The organism is Variovorax sp. J22P240 (assembly GCF_030316855.1).
Lineage (GTDB): Bacteria > Pseudomonadota > Gammaproteobacteria > Burkholderiales > Burkholderiaceae_C > Variovorax.
Genome location: NZ_JASZYR010000017.1, coordinates 18,330 through 36,746, shown reverse-complemented (window position 1 = coordinate 36,746; position 18,417 = coordinate 18,330). Strand labels below are relative to the sequence as shown.

The following is an 18,417-nucleotide window of genomic DNA, read 5'->3' as shown; positions in this document are numbered from 1 at the left end:
CGCGAGCCCGTGGGAGACGCTTTGAGAGACGACGCCGCTGCCGCCCCGAATGCAGCCCCGCTGGGGCGGTATCAGACCCTCCAGGCCGGGCTGGACCTGCTCGACCAGGGGCTTTCGATCTTCGATGCCGACCTGCGGCTCGTCGCATGGAATCGCGCCTACGAGCGGCTGCTCGATTTTCCGGAGGGCATGGCGCACGTCGGCACCCCGTTCGAGACGTTCATACGCTACAACGCACGGCGCGGCGAATACGGGGCGGGCGAGCCGGAGGCGCTGGTGGCCGAGCGGGTGGCTGCGGCGCGCACTTTCGAGCCGCACGACATCGAGCGGACCCGTCCCGACGGGCGCGTGCTGCACATCCACGGGGAGCCGCTGCCGGGCCACGGGTTCGTCACGCTCTATTCCGACGTCACCGCGCAGCGTCGCGCCGAGCGCACGATCCGCGAACAGAACGCCGATCTCGAGAGTCGTGTCGCGGCACGGACCGCCGAACTGGTGAGCAGCGAGCAGCGAGTGCGACTGGTGATGGACTCGATTCCGGCGTTGGTGGCCTACTTCGACCGGCGGCGGGTCTATCGCTATCTCAACCGTGGCTACCACGATTGGTTTCGCACCGACACTTCGCGTCCGGAAGGCGTCAGTGCGCGCGCCTTTCTGGGCGACGAGGTCTATGCGCTGGTCAAGCCGAATGTGAGGCGGGCCGTGGCCGGCGAATCGGTGGACTTCGAATACGAACTGGTCATCCACACCGGCGAGCGGCGCTGGGTGCGCACCTCGCTCGTCCCCGAGCGTGCGGGCGACGGGACGGTGGCCGGCTGCTTCGAACTGACCTTCGACATCACCGGGCAGAGGCGATCCCAGGAGCTGATCGCGCGCGCCCAGAAGCTCGAGGCGTTGGGCCACTTGACCGGCGGCCTGGCGCACGATTTCAACAACATCCTGACGGTCGTGATCGGGAATCTCGCCGCCTTGAAGGCGGCGCAGCCCGATGATCCGATCGTGCCCGAATACATCCAGCCGGCGCTCGATGCAGCGCGCCGCGGCGCGGGCCTGGTGGAAGGATTGATGCGCTTCGCGCGCCGCCAGCCGCTGAAAGCCGGCGCGGTCGACGTGGGGACCGTGTTGCGCGCGGCCGAGAGCCTGCTCAGGCACTCCTTGCCGGAGCGCATCGAGCTTGCGGTCGGCACCGCCGGCGCCGGTGCGCCGGGGCCCAGGGCCTGGATCGATGGCGGCCAACTCGAGCAGGCGCTCATCAACATGATCCTCAATGCGCGTGATGCCATAGCGTCGCACGGGCGCATCACCCTTCGCGCGTGCCCCGCGGTGCTCGACGCAAACGCGGCCACGATGCTGCAGACCTCGCCCGGCGACTGCGTGCGCATCGACGTCCAGGATGACGGCGCTGGCATGGACGAGCACACGTTGGCACACATGTTCGAGCCCTTCTTCACCACCAAGCAACCGGGCAGCGGCACGGGGCTCGGCATGGCGATGGTCTACGGCTTCATCAAGCAGTCGGGCGGCGCCATCGACGTGCGGAGCGCGCCGGGTCGTGGCACGACCATCTCGCTGTGGCTGCCGGCGGCCGCGGGCCACGCCGGCGAGAGTCGGCCCCTGCCCGCCGCTGGGCCGGCGTTGCCAGGCCAGCGCGGACTGGCGCTGCTGGTGGACGACGACGCTCAGGTGCGCCGGGTCGTTCGTCGTGACCTGCTCGACCTGGGCTATGCCGTGCTCGAGGCCAGCGACGGCGCGGGGGCGCTGGCCTTGCTGCGGCAGACACCCGACATCGCGCTGCTGGTGTCGGATGTGTCCATGCCGGGCGGCGTCGATGGCTGCGAGGTCGCGCGAACGGCACGTGAGCTGCATCTGGCGCGCGCCGTGGTCCTGATGAGCGGCAACGTGGCCGCAGACCGCATGGTGCCGGGCGTCCCATGGCTGACCAAGCCCTTCACGGCGGCCCGGTTGGCGTCGGCAATCGAGGAGGCGCGCTCATGAGCACGCATCCAGCGCGTGCGTCGCTGGACGAGAGCGCGCCGCCCTCTCTGGTCTTCCTGGTCGAAGACGATCCGGCCGTCACGAAGATCGTCTTGAACGCACTCACCGAATTCGGATTCACCGCCCAGGGCTTTCCGACCGGCGCCGCCGTGTTGCGTCGCATGCAGACCGAGAAGCCCGACTTGTGCATCGTCGATCTCGGGCTTCCGGACATGGACGGCATCGACCTGGTGCGCCGCATCACGGCGCACTGCAGCGCCGGGGTGTTGATCCTCACCGGTCGCGGCCACACGGCCGATCGCGTGAAGGGCCTCGAACTCGGCGGCGACGACTACGTGACCAAGCCCTTCGAGTCGCGGGAGCTGGTGGCGCGAGTTCGCAGCATCCTGCGCAGGCGCATGGCCCCGTCAGGGGCGACCAGCGGGCGGCAGCGTCGCTTTGCCTCGTTCCTGGGCTGGCGCATCGATTGCGAGGCCCACATCCTGCGCGCGCCCGATGGCGAGGAACACCTGCTCGGCACCGCCGAGACGCAGGTGCTGCGCTGCTTTATCGAGCGACCGCATCAAATCCTCACGCGCGAGCAATTGATCGGAGCGAGGGACCTGCTGCCGACCGACCGCAGCATCGACGTGCGCATCTCGCGCCTGCGTCGCAAGATCGAGGTCGACCCTCACGACCCGGTCATCATCAAGACCGTCTATGGCGCGGGCTACATGTTCGCCGCCGCCGTCACCTGGGACTGAAACGCCGGCGGGGATTCGCTCTGCGCGACGAAGGACGTGCAATGTGACGAATGTTTGCATGCCCCCCTGCGGCCGGATGCGGGGATCGAGAATCGTGTCGCCCCATCCCCAAGGCATGTCCCTGCAGCCGACGACACGTGCCGACGCAGCTGTCCGCTGTTGGTGTGCTACCGCACAGACTCGAACACACGATGCGCGCAGGGTAGGGCTGTCGGCATGCATGCAAAGGAGATATCAGTGAGCGAAGAATCGATCATTTACCCGGTGCCGGACGCTGTCATGAAGGGCGCGCACATATCGGGCATGCCGGCCTACCAGAAGCTGGTGGCAGAGGCCCACACAGACCACAGCGCCTACTGGGCGCGTCTGGCTCGCGAGTTCGTGAGCTGGAAGAAGCCTTTCACGAAGTCGCTCGACGAGAGCGGCGCGCCTTTCTTCAAGTGGTTCGAGGACGGCACGTTGAATGCCTCCTACAACTGCCTGGACCGCCATGTCGAGAGTGGCCGCGGCGACAAGGTGGCCATCCTCTTCGAGGCCGACGACGGCCAGGTCAGCCGCGTCACGTACAGCGACCTGCTGGCGCGCACCTGTCGCCTGGCCAATGCGCTGAAGGCGCGGGGCGTCAAGAAGGGTGACCGCGTCGTCATCTACATGTCGATGAGCGTCGAGGGCGTGGTCGCGATGCAGGCTTGTGCACGCATCGGCGCGACGCATTCGGTGGTGTTCGGCGGGTTCTCGGCGCAAAGCCTTCGCGATCGCATCGCGGGAGCGGGTGCGGTGATGGTGATCACGGCCGACGAGCAGCTGCGCGGCGGCAAGCAGCTGCCGCTCAAGGCCATCGTCGAGGAGGCGATCGCGCTCGGCGGTTGCGAGTCGGTGAAGGATGTCATGGTCTATCGGCGTACGGGCGGCAAGATCGCGTGGGAACCCTCCCGCGACCGCTGGATGCATGACGAGACGCAAGGGCAGGGCGACACCTGCGAACCCGAATGGGTGGGTGCCGAGCACCCGCTGTTCCTCCTCTACACCTCGGGCTCCACTGGCAAGCCCAAGGGCGTGCAGCACTCGACGGGCGGCTACCTGGTGCATGCGGCAGTGAGCACGACCTGGACCTTCGACCTGAAGGACGAGGATGTGTTCTGGTGCACCGCCGACATTGGCTGGGTCACCGGTCACACCTACATCACCTACGGTCCACTCGCCGTCGGCGCGACGCAGGTGGTGTTCGAAGGCGTGCCCACGTACCCGGATGCGGGCCGCTTCTGGAAGATGATCCAGGATCACAAGGTCAGCGTGTTCTACACCGCGCCCACCGCGATCCGCTCGCTGATCAAGGCGGCCGAGGCCCATGACGCGGTGCATCCCAAGAGCTACGACCTGGGCAGCCTGCGCATCCTGGGGTCGGTGGGCGAGCCGATCAATCCTGCGGCCTGGGAGTGGTATCACCAGCACGTGGGCGGCGGCCGTTGCCCCATCGTCGACACCTTCTGGCAGACCGAGACCGGCGGCCACATGATCACGCCCTTGCCCGGCGCGACGCCGCTGGTGCCCGGCTCCTGCACGCTGCCCTTCCCCGGGATCGCGGCCGCGGTCGTCGATGAGACCGGCAACGATGTGCCCAACGGTCAAGGCGGGCTGCTGGTGGTGAAGAAACCCTGGCCCGGCATGATCCGCAACATCTGGGGCGATCCCGAGCGCTTCAAGGTCAGCTACTTTCCGCCGGAGCTCAAGGGCTACTACCTGGCGGGCGACGGCGCCATCCGCGACGCCGAGACCGGCTACTTCACGATCACCGGCCGCATCGACGACGTGCTCAACGTGTCGGGCCACCGCATGGGGACGATGGAGATCGAATCGGCACTGGTGTCCTGCACGGCGCTGGTGGCCGAGGCCGCCGTGGTGGGTCGTCCGGACGAGACGACGGGCGAGACGATCTGCGCCTTCGTCGTGCTGAAAGGCGTGCGGCCCACGGGTGACGAGGCCAGGAAGATCGCGACGGAGTTGCGCAACTGGGTGGCCAAGGAAATCGGCCCCATCGCCAAGCCGAAGGACATCCGCTTCGGCGACAACCTGCCCAAGACGCGCAGCGGCAAGATCATGCGACGCCTGCTGCGCTCGATCGCGAAGGACGAGGCGATCACGCAGGACATCTCGACGCTGGAGAACCCGGCCGTCCTCGAGCAGCTCATGGAAAGGAACTGACAGTGGAAAACGATCTGACATCGAGGATCCTGCGCGACCCGAACTACCAGGCGCTGAAGTCGAAGCGCTCGCGCTTCGGCTGGTGGCTGACCGCGGCGATGATGGTCGTGTACTACGGCTTCATCCTGCTGGTGGCCTTCGACAAGCCCTTCCTCGCGACCCGGCTGGGCAGTGGCGTCACGACGATCGGCATGCCGCTCGGGCTCGGGGTCATTGTTTTCACCATCGTCATCACGGGCATCTACGTCCACCGCGCCAATGGCGAGTACGACAGGCTGACGGACGAGATCGCCAAGGCGGTCCTGAAATGAGCCGCTCCCTCGTTGCGAAGGCGCTGGGGCTGATGGTCCTGCTGGCGGCAGCGCAAGCCGCGCAGGCCGCGGGCGCCGATCTCGGCCAGATGGAAAAGCAGGCCACCAATTGGACGGCGATCGGCATGTTTGCCGCCTTTGTCGTCGGCACGCTCTTCATCACCAAGTGGGCCGCGGCCAAGACCAAGAGCGCGGCCGACTTCTACACCGCCGGCGGCGGCATCACCGGCTTCCAGAACGGCATGGCAATCGCGGGCGACTACATGTCGGCCGCCTCGTTCCTCGGCATCTCGGCGGCGGTGATGGTCGGCGGCTTCGATGGCCTGATCTATTCGATCGGCTTCCTGGTCGGCTGGCCGGTGGTGACCTTCCTGCTGGCGGAGCGGCTGCGCAACCTGGGCAAGTTCACCTTTGCCGATGTCGCGGCCTTCCGCTTCGAGCAGACGCCGGTGCGCGTGTTCGCGGCGTCGGGCACGCTGGTGGTCGTGGCCTTCTACCTGATCGCGCAGATGGTCGGCGCGGGGCAGCTCATCAAGCTGCTGTTCGGGCTGGAGTACTGGATCGCGGTCGTCATAGTCGGCGCGCTGATGATGGTGTACGTGCTGTTCGGTGGCATGACCGCGACCACCTGGGTGCAGATCATCAAGGCCTGCCTGCTGCTCGCGGGCGCGACCTTCATGGCCTTCATGGTGCTGTGGAACTTCGGCTTCAGCCCCGAAGCGATGTTCGCGAAGGCGGTTGAAGTGAAGACGGCCATAGCGACCGCCGCGGGCAAGCCGCCCGAGGCCGCTGCCGCGGAAGGCTTCTCGATCATGGGGCCGGGCGGCTTCATCAAGGATCCGATCTCGGCGATCAGCTTCGGCATGGCGCTGATGTTCGGCACGGCCGGGCTGCCGCACATCCTGATGCGCTTCTTCACGGTGCCCAACGCCAAGGAGGCGCGCAAGTCCGTGCTGTGGGCGACCACCTGGATCGGCTACTTCTACGTGCTGACCTTCATCATCGGTTTCGGCGCGATCACCTTCGTGCTGACCGATCCGCAGTTCCTCGACCCCAAGGGGGGCCTGCTCGGCGGCGGCAACATGGCGGCGGTCCACCTGGCCAAGGCGGTGGGCGGCAACGTGTTCCTCGGCTTCATCTCGGCAGTGGCCTTCGCGACCATCCTGGCCGTGGTGGCGGGCCTCACCCTGTCCGGTGCATCGGCGGTGTCGCACGACCTGTATGCCACCGTGTTCAAGAAGGGCAAGGCGGACAGCGTGGCCGAGCTGAAGGTGTCGCGCATCACGACGGTCGCACTGGGCGTCGTCGCGGTCGTGCTCGGGATCGTGTTCGAGAAGCAGAACATCGCGTTCATGGTGAGTCTGGCTTTTGCGATCGCCGCGTCTGCCAATTTCCCCGTGCTGCTGATGTCGGTGCTGTGGAAGGACTGCACCACGCGCGGCGCGGTCATCGGCGGGTTTCTCGGGCTCGTCTCCTCGGTGGTGCTGACGGTGGTGTCGCCGGCCGTGTGGGAGGCGACGCTGGGCAACCCCAAGGGCTCGGCCCTGTTCCCCTACCAGTCGCCGGCGCTGTTCTCCATGACCATCGGCTTCGTCGGAATCTGGCTGTTCTCGATCCTCGACAAGAGCCCGCGCGCGGCCAAGGACCGGGCGGGATTCCTTGCGCAGCAGGTGCGTTCGGAGACCGGCATCGGCGCGGAGGGTGCATCCGGACACTGAGGCCCTTCGCATCGAGCGGCCATGCCCAACGCCTTCGACTTCTCGGCCTCGCCCTTCGACTGCCTGGACGAGGACGAGCGCAAGCTGGTGCGGGACCACGTCGACATCGCCTACTTTCGCGAGGGTGAGGCGCTGCTGGAGCCGGGCGTCGAACCCGCGCACCTCTTCGTCATCATCAAGGGCCACGTCTCGCAGTTGGACGCGGGCGAGGCGGTGGCAGGCTACGGGCCCAACGATTGCTTCGACGGCCGTTCGCTGATGGCCGGGCGCGCCGGCAGCCGGTTCGTGGCCGCCGAGGAGGTGGTCGCCTACCTGCTGGCCAAGGCCGCCGTCATGGCCCTGATCGCCCGCAACGCGACCTTCGGCTCGCTCCTGTTCGCGGACCTGTCGAACAAGCTCGAGACCCTGGCGCAGCGCCACGAGCAGCGCGAGATGCATGCGCTGACGATGTCGCGGGTCGAGCAAGCATTCCTGCGACCGGCGCACGTCGTGGACGGAGCCGCCGACATCGTGACCGTGGCCCGGCTGATGCACGCCGAGCATTCGAGCAGCGTGCTGGTCCGCGACGGCGAGCGGCTCGGCATCTTCACCAACACGGGCCTGCAGCGCGCAGTGGTCGAGGGCCAGCCGCTGGACCGGCGGCCGGTCCGCGAGCTGGCCACCTTCGCGCTGGTGAGCATCGCGCCGGATGCGCCCCTGTTCGACGCGCTGGCGTTGATGATCCGGCATCAGGTCCACCGGCTCGTGGTGGCCGATGGCTCGCGCGTTGTGGGCTTGCTGGAGCAACTCGATCTGTTGAGCTTCCTGTCGAACCATTCGTACCTGATCACCGTGCGGGTCGTGCGCGCGCAGAGTCTCGACGAGTTGCGCTCCGAGGCCGGGAAGATCACGGACTTCATCGCATTGCTGTACCGCGGCGGGACGCGCGTCGGCCAGATCGGCAGGCTGGTGCAGGCGCTGAACGCCAAGCTGTTCGAGCGAGCCTGGCAACTGATCGCGCCCCCTGAGCTGCTGGCCGACAGTTGCCTGTTCGTCATGGGCAGCGAGGGACGCGGCGAGCAATTGCTCAAGACCGACCAGGACAATGGGCTGATCCTGCGGGACGGCACGCCGGTCAGCGATGCCGTCGTCGAATCGACCTGCCTGCGCTTCTCGGCAGCGCTGCGCGACTTCGGCTACCCCGAGTGCCCCGGGGGGATCATGGTCAGCAACCCGGCCTGGCGGCACGGCGCGAGCGATTTCCGCGCCCTGGTCCGGCGCTGGCTGCTCCTGCCCGATGCCGAAGGACTGATGGCGCTGGCCACCTTCATCGATGCCCACGCCGTCGCCGGCGACGCTTCGCTGCTCGGCGAAGTGCGCGCCGAGATCGATCGTCTCGTGGTGGCCAATGACGCGCTGCTCGGACAATTTGCGGCGGCCGTCGATCTGTTCCCCGACGCGCCGAGCGGATGGTGGAGCCGCCTGCTGCTTCTCGGCGAGCACGAGCGGCAGTCGCTCGACCTGAAGAGGGCAGGCATCTTCCCGATCGTGCACGGCGTGCGCAGCCTGGCACTGCGCGATCACGTGCAGGCCACGGGCACGACCGCGCGGCTCGACGCACTGGTGGCCAACGGCCGGTTGCCGGCCGAACTGGCCAACGACCTGGCCGACAGTCTTCACTTCCTGATGGGACTCAAGCTGAAGGCCGGCCTGGCCGAATGGGATGCCGGGCAAGCGGTCAGCGGCAGCGTGCGGGTCGAACGCTTGAGCAGCCTGGAGCGCGATCTGCTGAAGGATGCGCTCGCAGTGGTCAAGCGCTTCAAGGCGCTGGTGCGGCATCAATTCCACCTGGGGGGCGTATGAGGTTGCGTTGGGCGGGTGCGTTGCGCCGCCAATGGCTGCTCTATCACCTGGCCGACCCGCACTTTGCGTTCATGTACGACGCGCCGCCCGAAGGCGAGTGGGTGACGGTCGACTGCGAGACCACCGGGCTGGACGTGCGCCACGATCGCATCATCTCGATCGCCGCGGTGCGCATCGTCGACAACCGGCTTTTGACCAGCGAGCGCCTGGAGTTGCTGGTGCGGCCCGAGCGGGCGATGACGGCCGACAATGTGCGGGTGCATCGCCTGCGCGAGCAGGACGTTGCGCTCGGCATCGATGCGGCGCAGGCGATGCGCCGGCTGATGGGCTTCATCGGCAGCCGTCCGCTGGTGGGCTACTACCTGGAGTTCGACGTCGCCATGCTCAATCGCGAGATCTGGCCCTTGCTCGGCCTGCGATTGCCGCAGCCGAAGATCGAGGTGTCGGCCATGTACTACGACTACAAGAACCGGCAGCTGCCCGCGCCCCTGCGCGGCGGCACCATCGACCTGCGCTTCGCGACGATGATGAATGACCTGGGGCTGCCGCTTCGCGGTGCGCACGATGCACTGGACGATGCCGTCATGGCGGGCTTGGCGTTCGTGAAGTTGCGAGGCCTTCTGTAAGCAGGTCGTTTCGATGGTGGCGGCCAGGGCGCTGGTGCGGTGCAGATGGGCGGTGGCGACGCCGCTCAGTATCGGCAGGCCGGCGCATCGAGAGCTTGATCTGGCTCAAACCAGACCGGCGAAGCAGCGACGAACATCGGGTCATCCAGACTTCTCGACAGGAGACCACCATGAAGATTCTTCTTGCCGTCGATGGCAGCGACTACACGAAACGAATGATCTCCTACCTCGGCGCACACAAGGACTTGTGGGTGACGGGCCATTCATTCACGGTCTTCTACGCGGTCCTCCCGGTCCCGCACCGGGCGGCTGCGTTCGCCGGGCCGGACCTCGTCCATGGCTACTACGAAGATGATGCGCGGGTCGTTCTCGAACCGGTCCGCGCGCTCCTCGCGGAGCACGGGATTCACGCCAAGGCGGTTCACAAGGTGGGCCATCCGGCCGAGGAGATCGCGTCGTACGCCGAATCGGGAAAGTTCGACCTCCTGGTCATGGGGTCGCACGGCGTCGGCGCCCTGAAGAACCTGGTGTTGGGCTCGGTCGCGACCAAGGTGCTCGCGAAATGCGCGGTGCCGGTCTTGCTGGTGCGCTGAAATGAGAGCGATCCTGTTCGTCGCTGCGACCCTGCTCGCGACCGTGATCCTGGTGGCTGCGGGACTGGGCGAGGGCGGTCAGGGCCTGCGGATCGGTTGGTTCGAGGTCTCGCAGCGCTGAGTTGCGGCGCTTCGACTGCTTCCTCGCTCGGCCGCCGATGGCTACCATCGGGCGGCCGCTCCTCACGGCGTCGTCGTGGCCCGAGTCGCCATCCGCTCGCGCAACGCCCGGTACGCGTCGTTGCACGCCGCCGCGGCCACCGGGTCCGACCCCGACGGATTCGACCTCGCCACGGCGTCCCAGTCCTGCGGGGTGAGAAGGCGCGCGGCCATCGGGACGATCTGCCGCTCCTCGGTGGCGAGATGGTGACGGTAGTAGGTCAGGTACAGGGCCGCCGACGCTTCGATCGATGAACGCAGGACCACGCCTTCGGCCATGGCCTCGCTCAGCAGCGCGACGAGTTGCTCGCCCGCGAAAGCGATCGCGCGGTGTTCCTGCAGCAAGCGGTTGACCGGCAGGCGCAGCGCCGGATCGCGCGCCACCATGCGAGCAAACGCGACGTCCTCGCGCGGATGGTGAAAGCGGTCGCCAAACTCGCTGAGATAGGACACGACGTCGCACATGGCGCCCAGATCCGGGTCTTCGCCTTCGTGAAGTTCAGCGACCTGCGCATCCAGGAAGTCCAGCAGCTGAGAGAAACGGACATGCTCGGCATGCCATTGCGCGACCCATTCCGCCATATCGAAACCTCCGAGAGCCGATGAAGGAGATGACCAGTCTAGGCCCGGATGAGAGGCGATTCTTTGAGCTAGATCAGGGAACCGAGGTCGGACGATCGCTTCCAGGGCGGTGCGAGATGTCTGCTAATGTGGCCTCATGACCGTCCGGCTCGCGTCCTCGATCATCGAACTCGTGCTCGGCATGAGCCTGGGGCCATCGTCCGAAGCCGCCGTGCGCAATCGCTGCTCGCTCGAAGGCGTCACCTGGGAACCCGGACAGGACGGCGACGTCAAGGTCGGGATCCGGAACTTCGAGGCGACGGCGCTCCGGATTTCCTGCGGGGCGCTGGTCCTGGAGATCGGCCGCATGGTCGTGCGTGGAGGGGCCGGGCAGGTACGGGCGGAGGCTGGTGGGCTGCATCTTTCTTCGGTCGAGGCGATCGAGGCCGAGCTCTCGGGAGTGAAGCTGTCCGGACCCTTGGTGATGCCGGTAGAAGTTCAGAAGGTACGCGACGCGTTGCCCGTGGCGGGCGGCGTGGCATTTTCCGCCGGCCGCGCTGCGCCGCACGCGGTGCCGGATGTGCCGTCGCTGGGCCCATTGGCGCAGGCCGATGGCACGATCCGCGGGCAGATCACGGACGCGCACCTGCTGTTCGACGCCGAGGTCACGGTGCCGATACGGCAGGGGCAGATCGATTTCAACGACGCCACCGTGGAGCACGTGGGTCCGGACTCGCGCATGGGCGTGAGCCGGATGGGCATCTATGTCGATGCGCCGAATGGGCGCAGCTACGTGTATCAGTTCCCCTCGGCGCCGCTCGGGGGCGTCGAGTTCGAGCGGCGCGGGGCGTTGCTGGGCCCGTGGGTTTCCGAGCGCGGCAAGCTGCGCCTGCAGGAATTTGCCGAGGCGATGCTCCGCCAGAGCGGCGGCGCGAGCCAGGGATTGACCGAGCAGGCGCGCCTGTTGCTGGGCCGTACGGCGCTTTCGGGCGAGGTGCAGCTCGGCGACGCCCCTTTCGCCGTGCCGGGGCTGCAAGCGCACATGGAGGGACGCCGCGACGGGCGCAATGCGCTCGTGCTTCGTTCGGAGGCGCTGGGCGAGGGTTTGACCGTGGAGATGCCGTCGATGTCGGCACGTGACGCGATGGCGACGTGGGCAAGCTTCCAGCTCGGGTGCAGCGCGATCACGGCGCGGCTCAAACTGCAGCTGACTGTCGACGGCTCGCGCCTGCGCTTCGCTCTCGAGATCGAGAATTGCAAGGTCGCCGCCCCAAGGCTGCAGCGCCGCGAACTCGCGTAGGGCGCAGCGCAGGCTGGACTGAAAACGGGCCGGTCGGCCGCCGCGCTTGCGGGCTGCTGACTCACGCGGATGCGGCGCGGATGACCTCGGCGATCCGATGCGGATCCGGCTCGACGCCGATGCCCGACGCATCGCCCAGGCTCACGCACCCGTCGTTGCCCAGGCGTTGGAGGGCGGGCGCGACGGCGGTGCGCAACGGGTTGTCGTTGGCGTCCACTTCGAGCAGGCCGTCGCCGCCCGCTGCTGCCAGCAGGTGCGCCGAGGCCAGCAGGCCCACACCCGCGCCCAGGTAGTGGGGGCAGTAGCGCAAACCGGCCGCCTGGGCGCGGCGGATGACGGGCCAGCAGCCCGAGATCCCGCCCCACTTGGCCGCGTCGGGCTGGAGCACGGACAGCACGCCGGCGTGCAGCGCGGCATCGAAGGCTTCGCCACCCGCGATGTTTTCTCCGGCGGCCAGGGGAATCTGCGTGGAGGCCTGCAACGCCTGCCAGTCTGTCCACGGGCGATCGGCACGCAGCGGTTCTTCGAGCCAGCGCAGGGCGTAGGGTGCGAGCAGCGGTGCCATGCGTTGCGCCTCGGCCAATGACCAGCTTTGGTTGGCGTCCACCATCAGCTCGGTGTCGTCCCCCAGCGCGCGCCTCATCGCGTCGAGGTTGGCGAGGTCGCGCTCCTGCCCGAAGCCGACCTTGAGCTTGAAGGCTCGGTAGCCTTCGTCGCGCCGGCGCAGCGCCATGCGCTCCGGCTGGTCGGGATTGATGCCGCTCGCGTAGACCGGAACGCTGCCGCGTGTGCCGCCCAGGTGGCGCCACAGCGGCTGGCCGGCGCGACGCGCGCTCAGGTCCCACAGGGCCAGGTCGATGCCCGCGATCGTTTGCGCGATCGGCCCCTGCTCGCCCGACTGGATGGCCAGCACCGCCGTGCGCTCGGTGAGCGTGGCCCAGGCGTCTGCCGGGCCCGCGAACGGCTGGTCCAGCAGGAGCGGTGCCATCACCGTCTCGAGCAGGCGCGCGCGGTGCTCCGCGCCGCAGGCGGGGAAGTTGCACCAGATCTCGCCCCAGCCGACGGCGCCATCCGCATCCTCGGCGCGCACGAACACGGCCGGTCGGTCGTGCATCACGCCGAAGGAGGTGCGCACCGGCGTCTTCACGGGATAGCGGAACACCAGGGCTTCGAGTCGGGCCAGGGTGATCGAAGAGGAGGGCAGTGTGGCGTCGTCGGTCATGGGGTCATGCTTTGAGGTTCATCTCGACGTGGATCGCATCGCCACGGTAGGTCACTTCGGCAAAGTAGATCACGCGGCCGGACTCGTCTCGGAACACGCGGCGCACCTCGGCGACGGGCGCGTTGACGGGAACACCGAGCAGGTGGGCCACCTCCAGGTCGGCGGTCCCGATGGTCAGCACCTGGTGCGCGTGCGCGATGGTCACGCTTTTCATCGAGGTCAGCAGCGGGATCACCGTCTCGTCGCGAAAGCGCCTGGGGCTGCGGCGGAAGATGCGCTCGTCCAGGTGGATGTTGATCACGCAGTACGGCTGTCCATCGCGCGAGTGCACGCGGCGCATAAACACGTAGCGCTCGGCCGGCGTGCCTTCATCGGGACGCAGCGCCGGTGCGGTGGTCGATTCGTCGATGTTGACGATCTGCGGCTCGGTGTCGCGGTACACGCGAGCCAGCTCGTCGAGTGTGGTGACCACGTTGAGCCAGCGTTCGTTGGCGGGGCGCCCGGTCACGAAGGTGCCGCGGCCCTGCTGCGGCGACACCAGGTGATCGCGCGCGAGCAGGTCGATGGCCTGGCGCATGGTGACGCGTGCCACGCCGAACTCCGCGCCGAGCGCTTCCAGCGAGGGCAGTCGATGTCCCTGGGGCCACAGGCCGCGCGCGATGCGTTGGCGCAGCACGCCGGCGACCTGCAGGTAGCGGGGGATCGGGCTGTCGGAAAAGTGCGCGACGGACATGAGAAACAGGGGCAGAAGCTTATGCGGAAAAAGTCGAAGACTGGCGGGTCGGTCGCTGTGATCAGCTAAAGGTCTGGTCTATAGTATGACCTGACTGATCGAGCACAACAACACGGCCGCTGGCCATGCTTCATGGAGACCCGTTTTGTCGCCATCGTTTTCGGCGCCCCGGCGTGCTGCCCTGATCCTCGCGCCCTGGCTGGCGCTCTTGCTGGTGTGGTACGCGGTGCGTGCCAGCGGACTGGTGAATCCGGCGCTGGTGCCGGCGCCGCACCAGGTGGCGGCCAAGTTCATTGAGCTGGCGGGCGATCGCTTGCCGCTCGACGTGTGGATGTCCACGCAGCGGGTGTTCATCGGCGTCACGCTGGGGACGCTCCTGGCCGTGCCGGTGGGCTTCTGCCTGGGCTGGTACAAGAGCTTGCGCACCTTCGTGGACCCGGTGATCAACTTCTTCCGCGCCTTGCCGCCCATCGCGCTGATCCCGCTGGTGATCGTGTACTTCGGAATCGGCGAGGCGGCCAAGACCATGATCCTGTTCTACGCCTCGTTCTTCGCCGGCGTGATCGTGATGTACGAAGGCATTGCGCAGATCAGCCCGATCTACGTGCGGGTGGCACGCACCCTGGGGGCCAACGACTTCGAGATCTTCGCCAAGGTGATCGTGCCGCTGACGGTGCCGCATATCCTCACCGCCATCCGCGTGGCGCTGGGCGTGGCCTGGGCCACGCTGGTGGCGTCGGAACTGATCGCCGCGCAGCAGGGGTTGGGCGCGTTGATCCAGAACGCCTCGGCCTTCTTCCAGCTCGACATCATCTACGTGGGCATCATCTGCATCGGCTTCGTTGCGCTGGTCATGGACCTGCTGCTGCGCGCACTGAGCCGCCGCCTGGTGGCCTGGCAGGACCGCATCGCATGAGCGGCGGCCGCACGACCGACGCGCCGGTGCGCGTTTCCTTTCGCGATGTGTCGGTGGACTTCCCCACCGCGCAGGGCCCGATGCGGGTGCTCGACGGCGTGTCGTTCGACATCCGCCAGGGCGAGTTCGTCTCGATCATCGGCCCCTCGGGATGTGGCAAGACGACGCTGATGAACATCCTCGGCGGCTTTGTGCAGCCCACCGCAGGGCAGGTGCTGCTCGACGGCCGGCCGGTGCTTGGGCCCGGGCCGGACCGCGGCGTGATCTTCCAGGAGTACGGCGTCTTCCCCTGGCTCACGGTGCGGCAGAACATCGCCTTCGGCCTCAAGCTGGCAGGCAACAAGGTCCCGAAGCCGGAACACCAGGCCATCGTCGAGCGCTACATGGGGCTGATGGGCCTGAAGGACTTTGCCGACCATTTCCCCAAGCATCTCTCCGGCGGCATGCGCCAGCGGTTGGCGATCGCGCGGGCCTACGCGGTGCGGCCCCAGTTCCTGTTGATGGACGAGCCCTTCGGCGCGCTCGACGCACAGACGCGAAGCGCGATGCAGGACCTGCTGCTCGAAGTCCTGCAGACCGAAGGCAAGACGGTGCTGCTGATCACGCACTCGGTCGAGGAGGCGATCTACCTGTCCTCGCGCATCGTGGTGGTGACGGCGCGACCGGCGCGCATCCGCACGGTGATCGATGTGCCCTTCGGCTTTCCGCGCGCGGAGGACGTGCACGAGGACCCGCGCTTCGGCGCCCTGCGCGCGCAGATCCGCGAGCTCGTGATGCAGGAATACGCGGCCCAGGCGCGCCAGACGGTGCGCGTGGCCGATTGATCGACCGTCAGCTTTCAACCCAAGAGGAGACCCACCCATGCCCATCCAGCGCAGAAGCTTCATTCGCCACACCGTCGCCGCCACCGCGGCCCTCGGCATCGGTCTTCCGGCCCTTGCGCAGTGGCGCACCAAGGTCAAGGTCGGCTATCTGCATACGCCGGCCGTCGACGGTCAGCTCTGGCTGGGGATCCAGTCGGGCAGCTTCGCGAAGCAGGGGCTGGAACTGGAACCCGTTCTGTTCACGACCGGGCTGGAGCTGTTCCAGGCGATGATCGGCGGCAGCCTGGACGTGCTCGCCACGGGCGCGGTGCTGTCCAACTTCCCGGCCCGCGGGCAGGGCAAGGTGTTTCTGATCAACGACGTCGAGTACGCGACGGCCCAGCTCTGGGTGCGTGGCGATTCCGGCATCAAGAGCCTCGCCGACCTCAAGGGCAAGCAGATCTCCACCACCACCGGCACCACGGCCCACGTGTTCCTCGATCGCGCGCTGCGTTCCGCGGGGCTGGACCCGGCCAAGGACGTGCAACTGGTCAATCAGCGCATGTCCGAGGCCGTGACCTCGCTGATTTCCGGCGCCGTGCCGGCGGTGGCCCTGTGGGCGCCCTTCGATTCGGTGGTACGGCAGAAGCTGCCGGGGGCGAGCAAGATCGTCGATGCCTCTGCCTTCTTCCCGCAGGCGGCCATCGTCGGCGGGTGGGCCGCGCGCAACGACTACTACGAGAAGAACAAGGCGGTGCTCGGCAAGCTCATCGCGGGCTGGTTGCCGGCCAACGAGCAGATCGTGTCCAGCCCCGACGTCGCCGCCGAGCAACTGCAGAAGACGCAGTACAAGGAAGTGCCGCTGGCCGAGTTCAAGGAGCAGTTCAAGGCCTCCAAGTACTACTCGTCGGCCGAGTGGCGCACCAAGTACGCCGACGGCACGGTCACGCAATGGCTGCAGCAGGTGACGGACTTCTTCGTCCAGACCGCCAACATCCCGAACGCGCTGAAAGCGCAGCAGTACTTCGATCCGTCGCTGTTCACCGCCCTCGTGAAGGCATGACGGCTGCGCGCGCAGGCTTCGACCACATCATCGTCGGCGCCGGCTCGGCCGGTTGCGTGCTGGCCAACCGGCTCAGCGGCGCCGGACGCCGCGTGCTGCTGCTCGAGGCCGGCGGTGCGGGCGGTCATTTCTGGCTGCGCCTGCCGGTGGGCTACTTCCGCTCGATCTACGATCCGCGCTTTTCGTGGCAGTTCGACGTCGAGCCCCAGCCCGAGACCGGCAACCGCGGCATCGTCTGGCCGCGCGGGCGGGTGCTGGGCGGCTCCAGCGCCATCAACGGACTGATCTACATCCGCGGCCAGCACGCGGACTTCGACGACTGGGCACGTGCGGGCGCCGAGGGCTGGAGCTACCGCGAGGTGCTGCCGTTTTTCAGGAAGTCGGAGCGCTATGCGGGTGGCGAAAGCGAATACCACGGCGGCGGCGGCGAGCTCGGCGTCTCGGACCTGCGCAACGATCATCCCTATTGCGCGGCCTGGCTCGAGGCCGGTGCACAGGCGGGCCTTCCGGCCAGTGATGATTTCAACGGCGCCCGCGACGAGGGCCTTGGCGTGTATCAGCTGACGCTGCGCGGGCACTGGCGGTGCGATGCGGCCAGCGCCTTTCTGACACCCGCCATGGCGCGGCCGAACCTGCAGGTGCGCACCGGCGTGCATGTGACGCGCGTGATTCTCGAAGGGGGCCGAGCGACCGGCGTGGAATGGCTCGAGGACGGAGCGCTGCACCGTGCCGAGGCGGATGGCGACGTGATCCTCTCGGCCGGCGCGCTGCAGAGCCCGCAGCTGCTGCAGCTGTCGGGCATCGGGCCGGCCGAGGCGCTGCGGCGGCAGGGCATCGCGGTGCAGGCGGACGCGCCGGAAGTCGGCGCCAACCTGCAGGACCATTACCAGGCGCGTGTGATCGTCAAGCTGCGCGAGCGGATGTCGCTCAACGACCAGGTGCGCAGCCCGCTCGGGCTGGCCCGCATGGGCGCGCAATGGCTGTTCGGCCAACGCGGCCCACTCACGGTCGGCGCGGGCCAGGTCGGCGGCATGGTTCGCACGGCGGTCGCCAAGGATCCGCGCGCCGACGTGCTCTTCAACGTGATGCCGCTGTCGGTCGACAAGCCGGGCGACGCGCTGCACCGCTTCCCGGGTTTTTCGGCCTCCGCGGCGCAGTGCCGGCCAGAGTCGCGAGGCACGGTGTCGTTGCGCTCGGCCGATCCGCTGGCGCCGCCGCGCATCGTGTCCAACTACCTCACCGAGCCGCAGGACATTCGCGTGTTGGTGGAAGGCCTGAAGATCCTGCGCGAGATCTACGCCCAACCGGCCTTTCGCGACCTGGTGACCGGCGTCGAACACCTGCCGGGCAACGCGCTGCGCACCGACGAGGAGCTCGCGCAGTTCGCGCGCGCCAAGGGCGGTACGGTGTTCCATCCGGTTGGCACCTGCCGCATGGGCGGCGACGCCCGTTCGGTCGTCGATGCCAGGCTGCGCGTGCGCGGCGTGGAGGGACTGCGCGTTATCGACGCATCGGTGATGCCGACCATGACCTCGGCCAACACCAATGCGGCCGCGATCCTGATCGGGGAGAAGGGCGCCGACCTTCTGTTGAGCGGCGCTTGACCTTCATCGGCCAGTCGCCGACCTTC

16 protein-coding genes are annotated in these 18,417 nt (G+C 67.7%); 13 read left to right on the top strand and 3 right to left on the bottom strand.

The window, feature by feature from the left end; genetic code table 11:
- The first annotated feature begins 21 nt into the window (after nt 1-21).
- From QTI24_RS26890 to QTI24_RS26855, 8 genes are all read left to right on the top strand, one after another.
- Complete coding sequence (locus QTI24_RS26890) at nt 22-1,995, top strand: hybrid sensor histidine kinase/response regulator (RefSeq protein ID WP_286604542.1); 1,974 nt, start codon at nt 22-24, stop codon at nt 1,993-1,995.
- Nucleotides 1,992-2,738 (top strand): response regulator transcription factor, encoded by a 747-nt coding sequence (locus QTI24_RS26885; RefSeq protein ID WP_286604540.1) that lies wholly within the window; start codon nt 1,992-1,994, stop codon nt 2,736-2,738. The genes QTI24_RS26890 and QTI24_RS26885 overlap by 4 nt, the downstream gene beginning before the upstream one ends.
- Nucleotides 2,739-2,954: 216 nt before the next feature.
- Nucleotides 2,955-4,940 (top strand): acetate--CoA ligase, encoded by a 1,986-nt coding sequence (gene acs / locus QTI24_RS26880; RefSeq protein WP_286604539.1) that lies wholly within the window; start codon nt 2,955-2,957, stop codon nt 4,938-4,940.
- Between the two features lie 2 nt (nt 4,941-4,942).
- A complete protein-coding gene (locus QTI24_RS26875; RefSeq protein WP_286604538.1) occupies nt 4,943-5,251 on the top strand; it encodes a DUF485 domain-containing protein in 309 nt (102 codons plus the stop codon).
- A gap of 32 nt (nt 5,252-5,283) precedes the next feature.
- The gene (locus tag QTI24_RS26870; RefSeq protein ID WP_286604683.1) at nt 5,284-6,969 is read left to right on the top strand and encodes a cation acetate symporter; all 1,686 of its coding nucleotides are present in this window, start codon (nt 5,284-5,286) and stop codon (nt 6,967-6,969) included.
- A gap of 21 nt (nt 6,970-6,990) precedes the next feature.
- Complete coding sequence (locus QTI24_RS26865; protein ID WP_286604537.1) at nt 6,991-8,811, top strand: putative nucleotidyltransferase substrate binding domain-containing protein; 1,821 nt, start codon at nt 6,991-6,993, stop codon at nt 8,809-8,811.
- Nucleotides 8,808-9,437, top strand: coding sequence for a 3'-5' exonuclease (locus QTI24_RS26860; RefSeq protein WP_286604536.1), 630 nt, complete (start codon nt 8,808-8,810; stop codon nt 9,435-9,437). Before QTI24_RS26865 ends, QTI24_RS26860 begins: the two co-directional genes overlap by 4 nt.
- Nucleotides 9,438-9,607: 170 nt before the next feature.
- Nucleotides 9,608-10,030, top strand: coding sequence for a universal stress protein (locus tag QTI24_RS26855; RefSeq protein ID WP_286604534.1), 423 nt, complete (start codon nt 9,608-9,610; stop codon nt 10,028-10,030).
- Nucleotides 10,031-10,213: 183 nt separating this feature from the next.
- On the opposite strand, the gene QTI24_RS26850 is transcribed toward QTI24_RS26855, so the two are convergent.
- Nucleotides 10,214-10,771: a hemerythrin domain-containing protein gene (locus QTI24_RS26850; RefSeq protein ID WP_286604532.1), complete on the bottom strand. Its 558-nt coding sequence runs from the start codon at nt 10,769-10,771 to the stop codon at nt 10,214-10,216.
- A 136-nt stretch (nt 10,772-10,907) separates the two neighbouring features.
- Between QTI24_RS26850 and QTI24_RS26845 the strand changes: the two genes are divergently transcribed.
- Complete coding sequence (locus QTI24_RS26845) at nt 10,908-12,050, top strand: hypothetical protein (protein WP_286604531.1); 1,143 nt, start codon at nt 10,908-10,910, stop codon at nt 12,048-12,050.
- Nucleotides 12,051-12,111: 61 nt separating this feature from the next.
- Here the strand turns inward: QTI24_RS26845 and QTI24_RS26840 are convergent, their stop codons facing one another.
- Both QTI24_RS26840 and QTI24_RS26835 read right to left on the bottom strand, forming a co-directional pair.
- Nucleotides 12,112-13,272, bottom strand: coding sequence for a mandelate racemase/muconate lactonizing enzyme family protein (locus QTI24_RS26840; protein WP_286604528.1), 1,161 nt, complete (start codon nt 13,270-13,272; stop codon nt 12,112-12,114).
- A gap of 4 nt (nt 13,273-13,276) precedes the next feature.
- Nucleotides 13,277-14,005 (bottom strand): GntR family transcriptional regulator, encoded by a 729-nt coding sequence (locus QTI24_RS26835; protein WP_286604525.1) that lies wholly within the window; start codon nt 14,003-14,005, stop codon nt 13,277-13,279.
- 145 nt (nt 14,006-14,150) lie between these two features.
- Here QTI24_RS26835 and QTI24_RS26830 point away from each other — a divergent pair, with 145 nt between their 5' ends.
- Genes QTI24_RS26830 through QTI24_RS26815 form a run of 4 tightly spaced genes read left to right on the top strand, consistent with a single transcriptional unit; the run spans nt 14,151 to nt 18,391 of the window.
- Entirely contained in the window at nt 14,151-14,921 is a 771-nt protein-coding gene (locus QTI24_RS26830) for an ABC transporter permease (RefSeq protein ID WP_286604523.1), read from the top strand.
- Complete coding sequence (locus tag QTI24_RS26825) at nt 14,918-15,745, top strand: ABC transporter ATP-binding protein (RefSeq protein ID WP_286604521.1); 828 nt, start codon at nt 14,918-14,920, stop codon at nt 15,743-15,745. The genes QTI24_RS26830 and QTI24_RS26825 overlap by 4 nt, the downstream gene beginning before the upstream one ends.
- 37 nt (nt 15,746-15,782) lie before the next feature.
- Entirely contained in the window at nt 15,783-16,787 is a 1,005-nt protein-coding gene (locus QTI24_RS26820) for an ABC transporter substrate-binding protein (protein ID WP_286604519.1), read from the top strand.
- Nucleotides 16,784-18,391: a GMC family oxidoreductase gene (locus tag QTI24_RS26815; RefSeq protein WP_286604518.1), complete on the top strand. Its 1,608-nt coding sequence runs from the start codon at nt 16,784-16,786 to the stop codon at nt 18,389-18,391. The genes QTI24_RS26820 and QTI24_RS26815 overlap by 4 nt, the downstream gene beginning before the upstream one ends.
- Nucleotides 18,392-18,417: the final 26 nt, after the last annotated feature.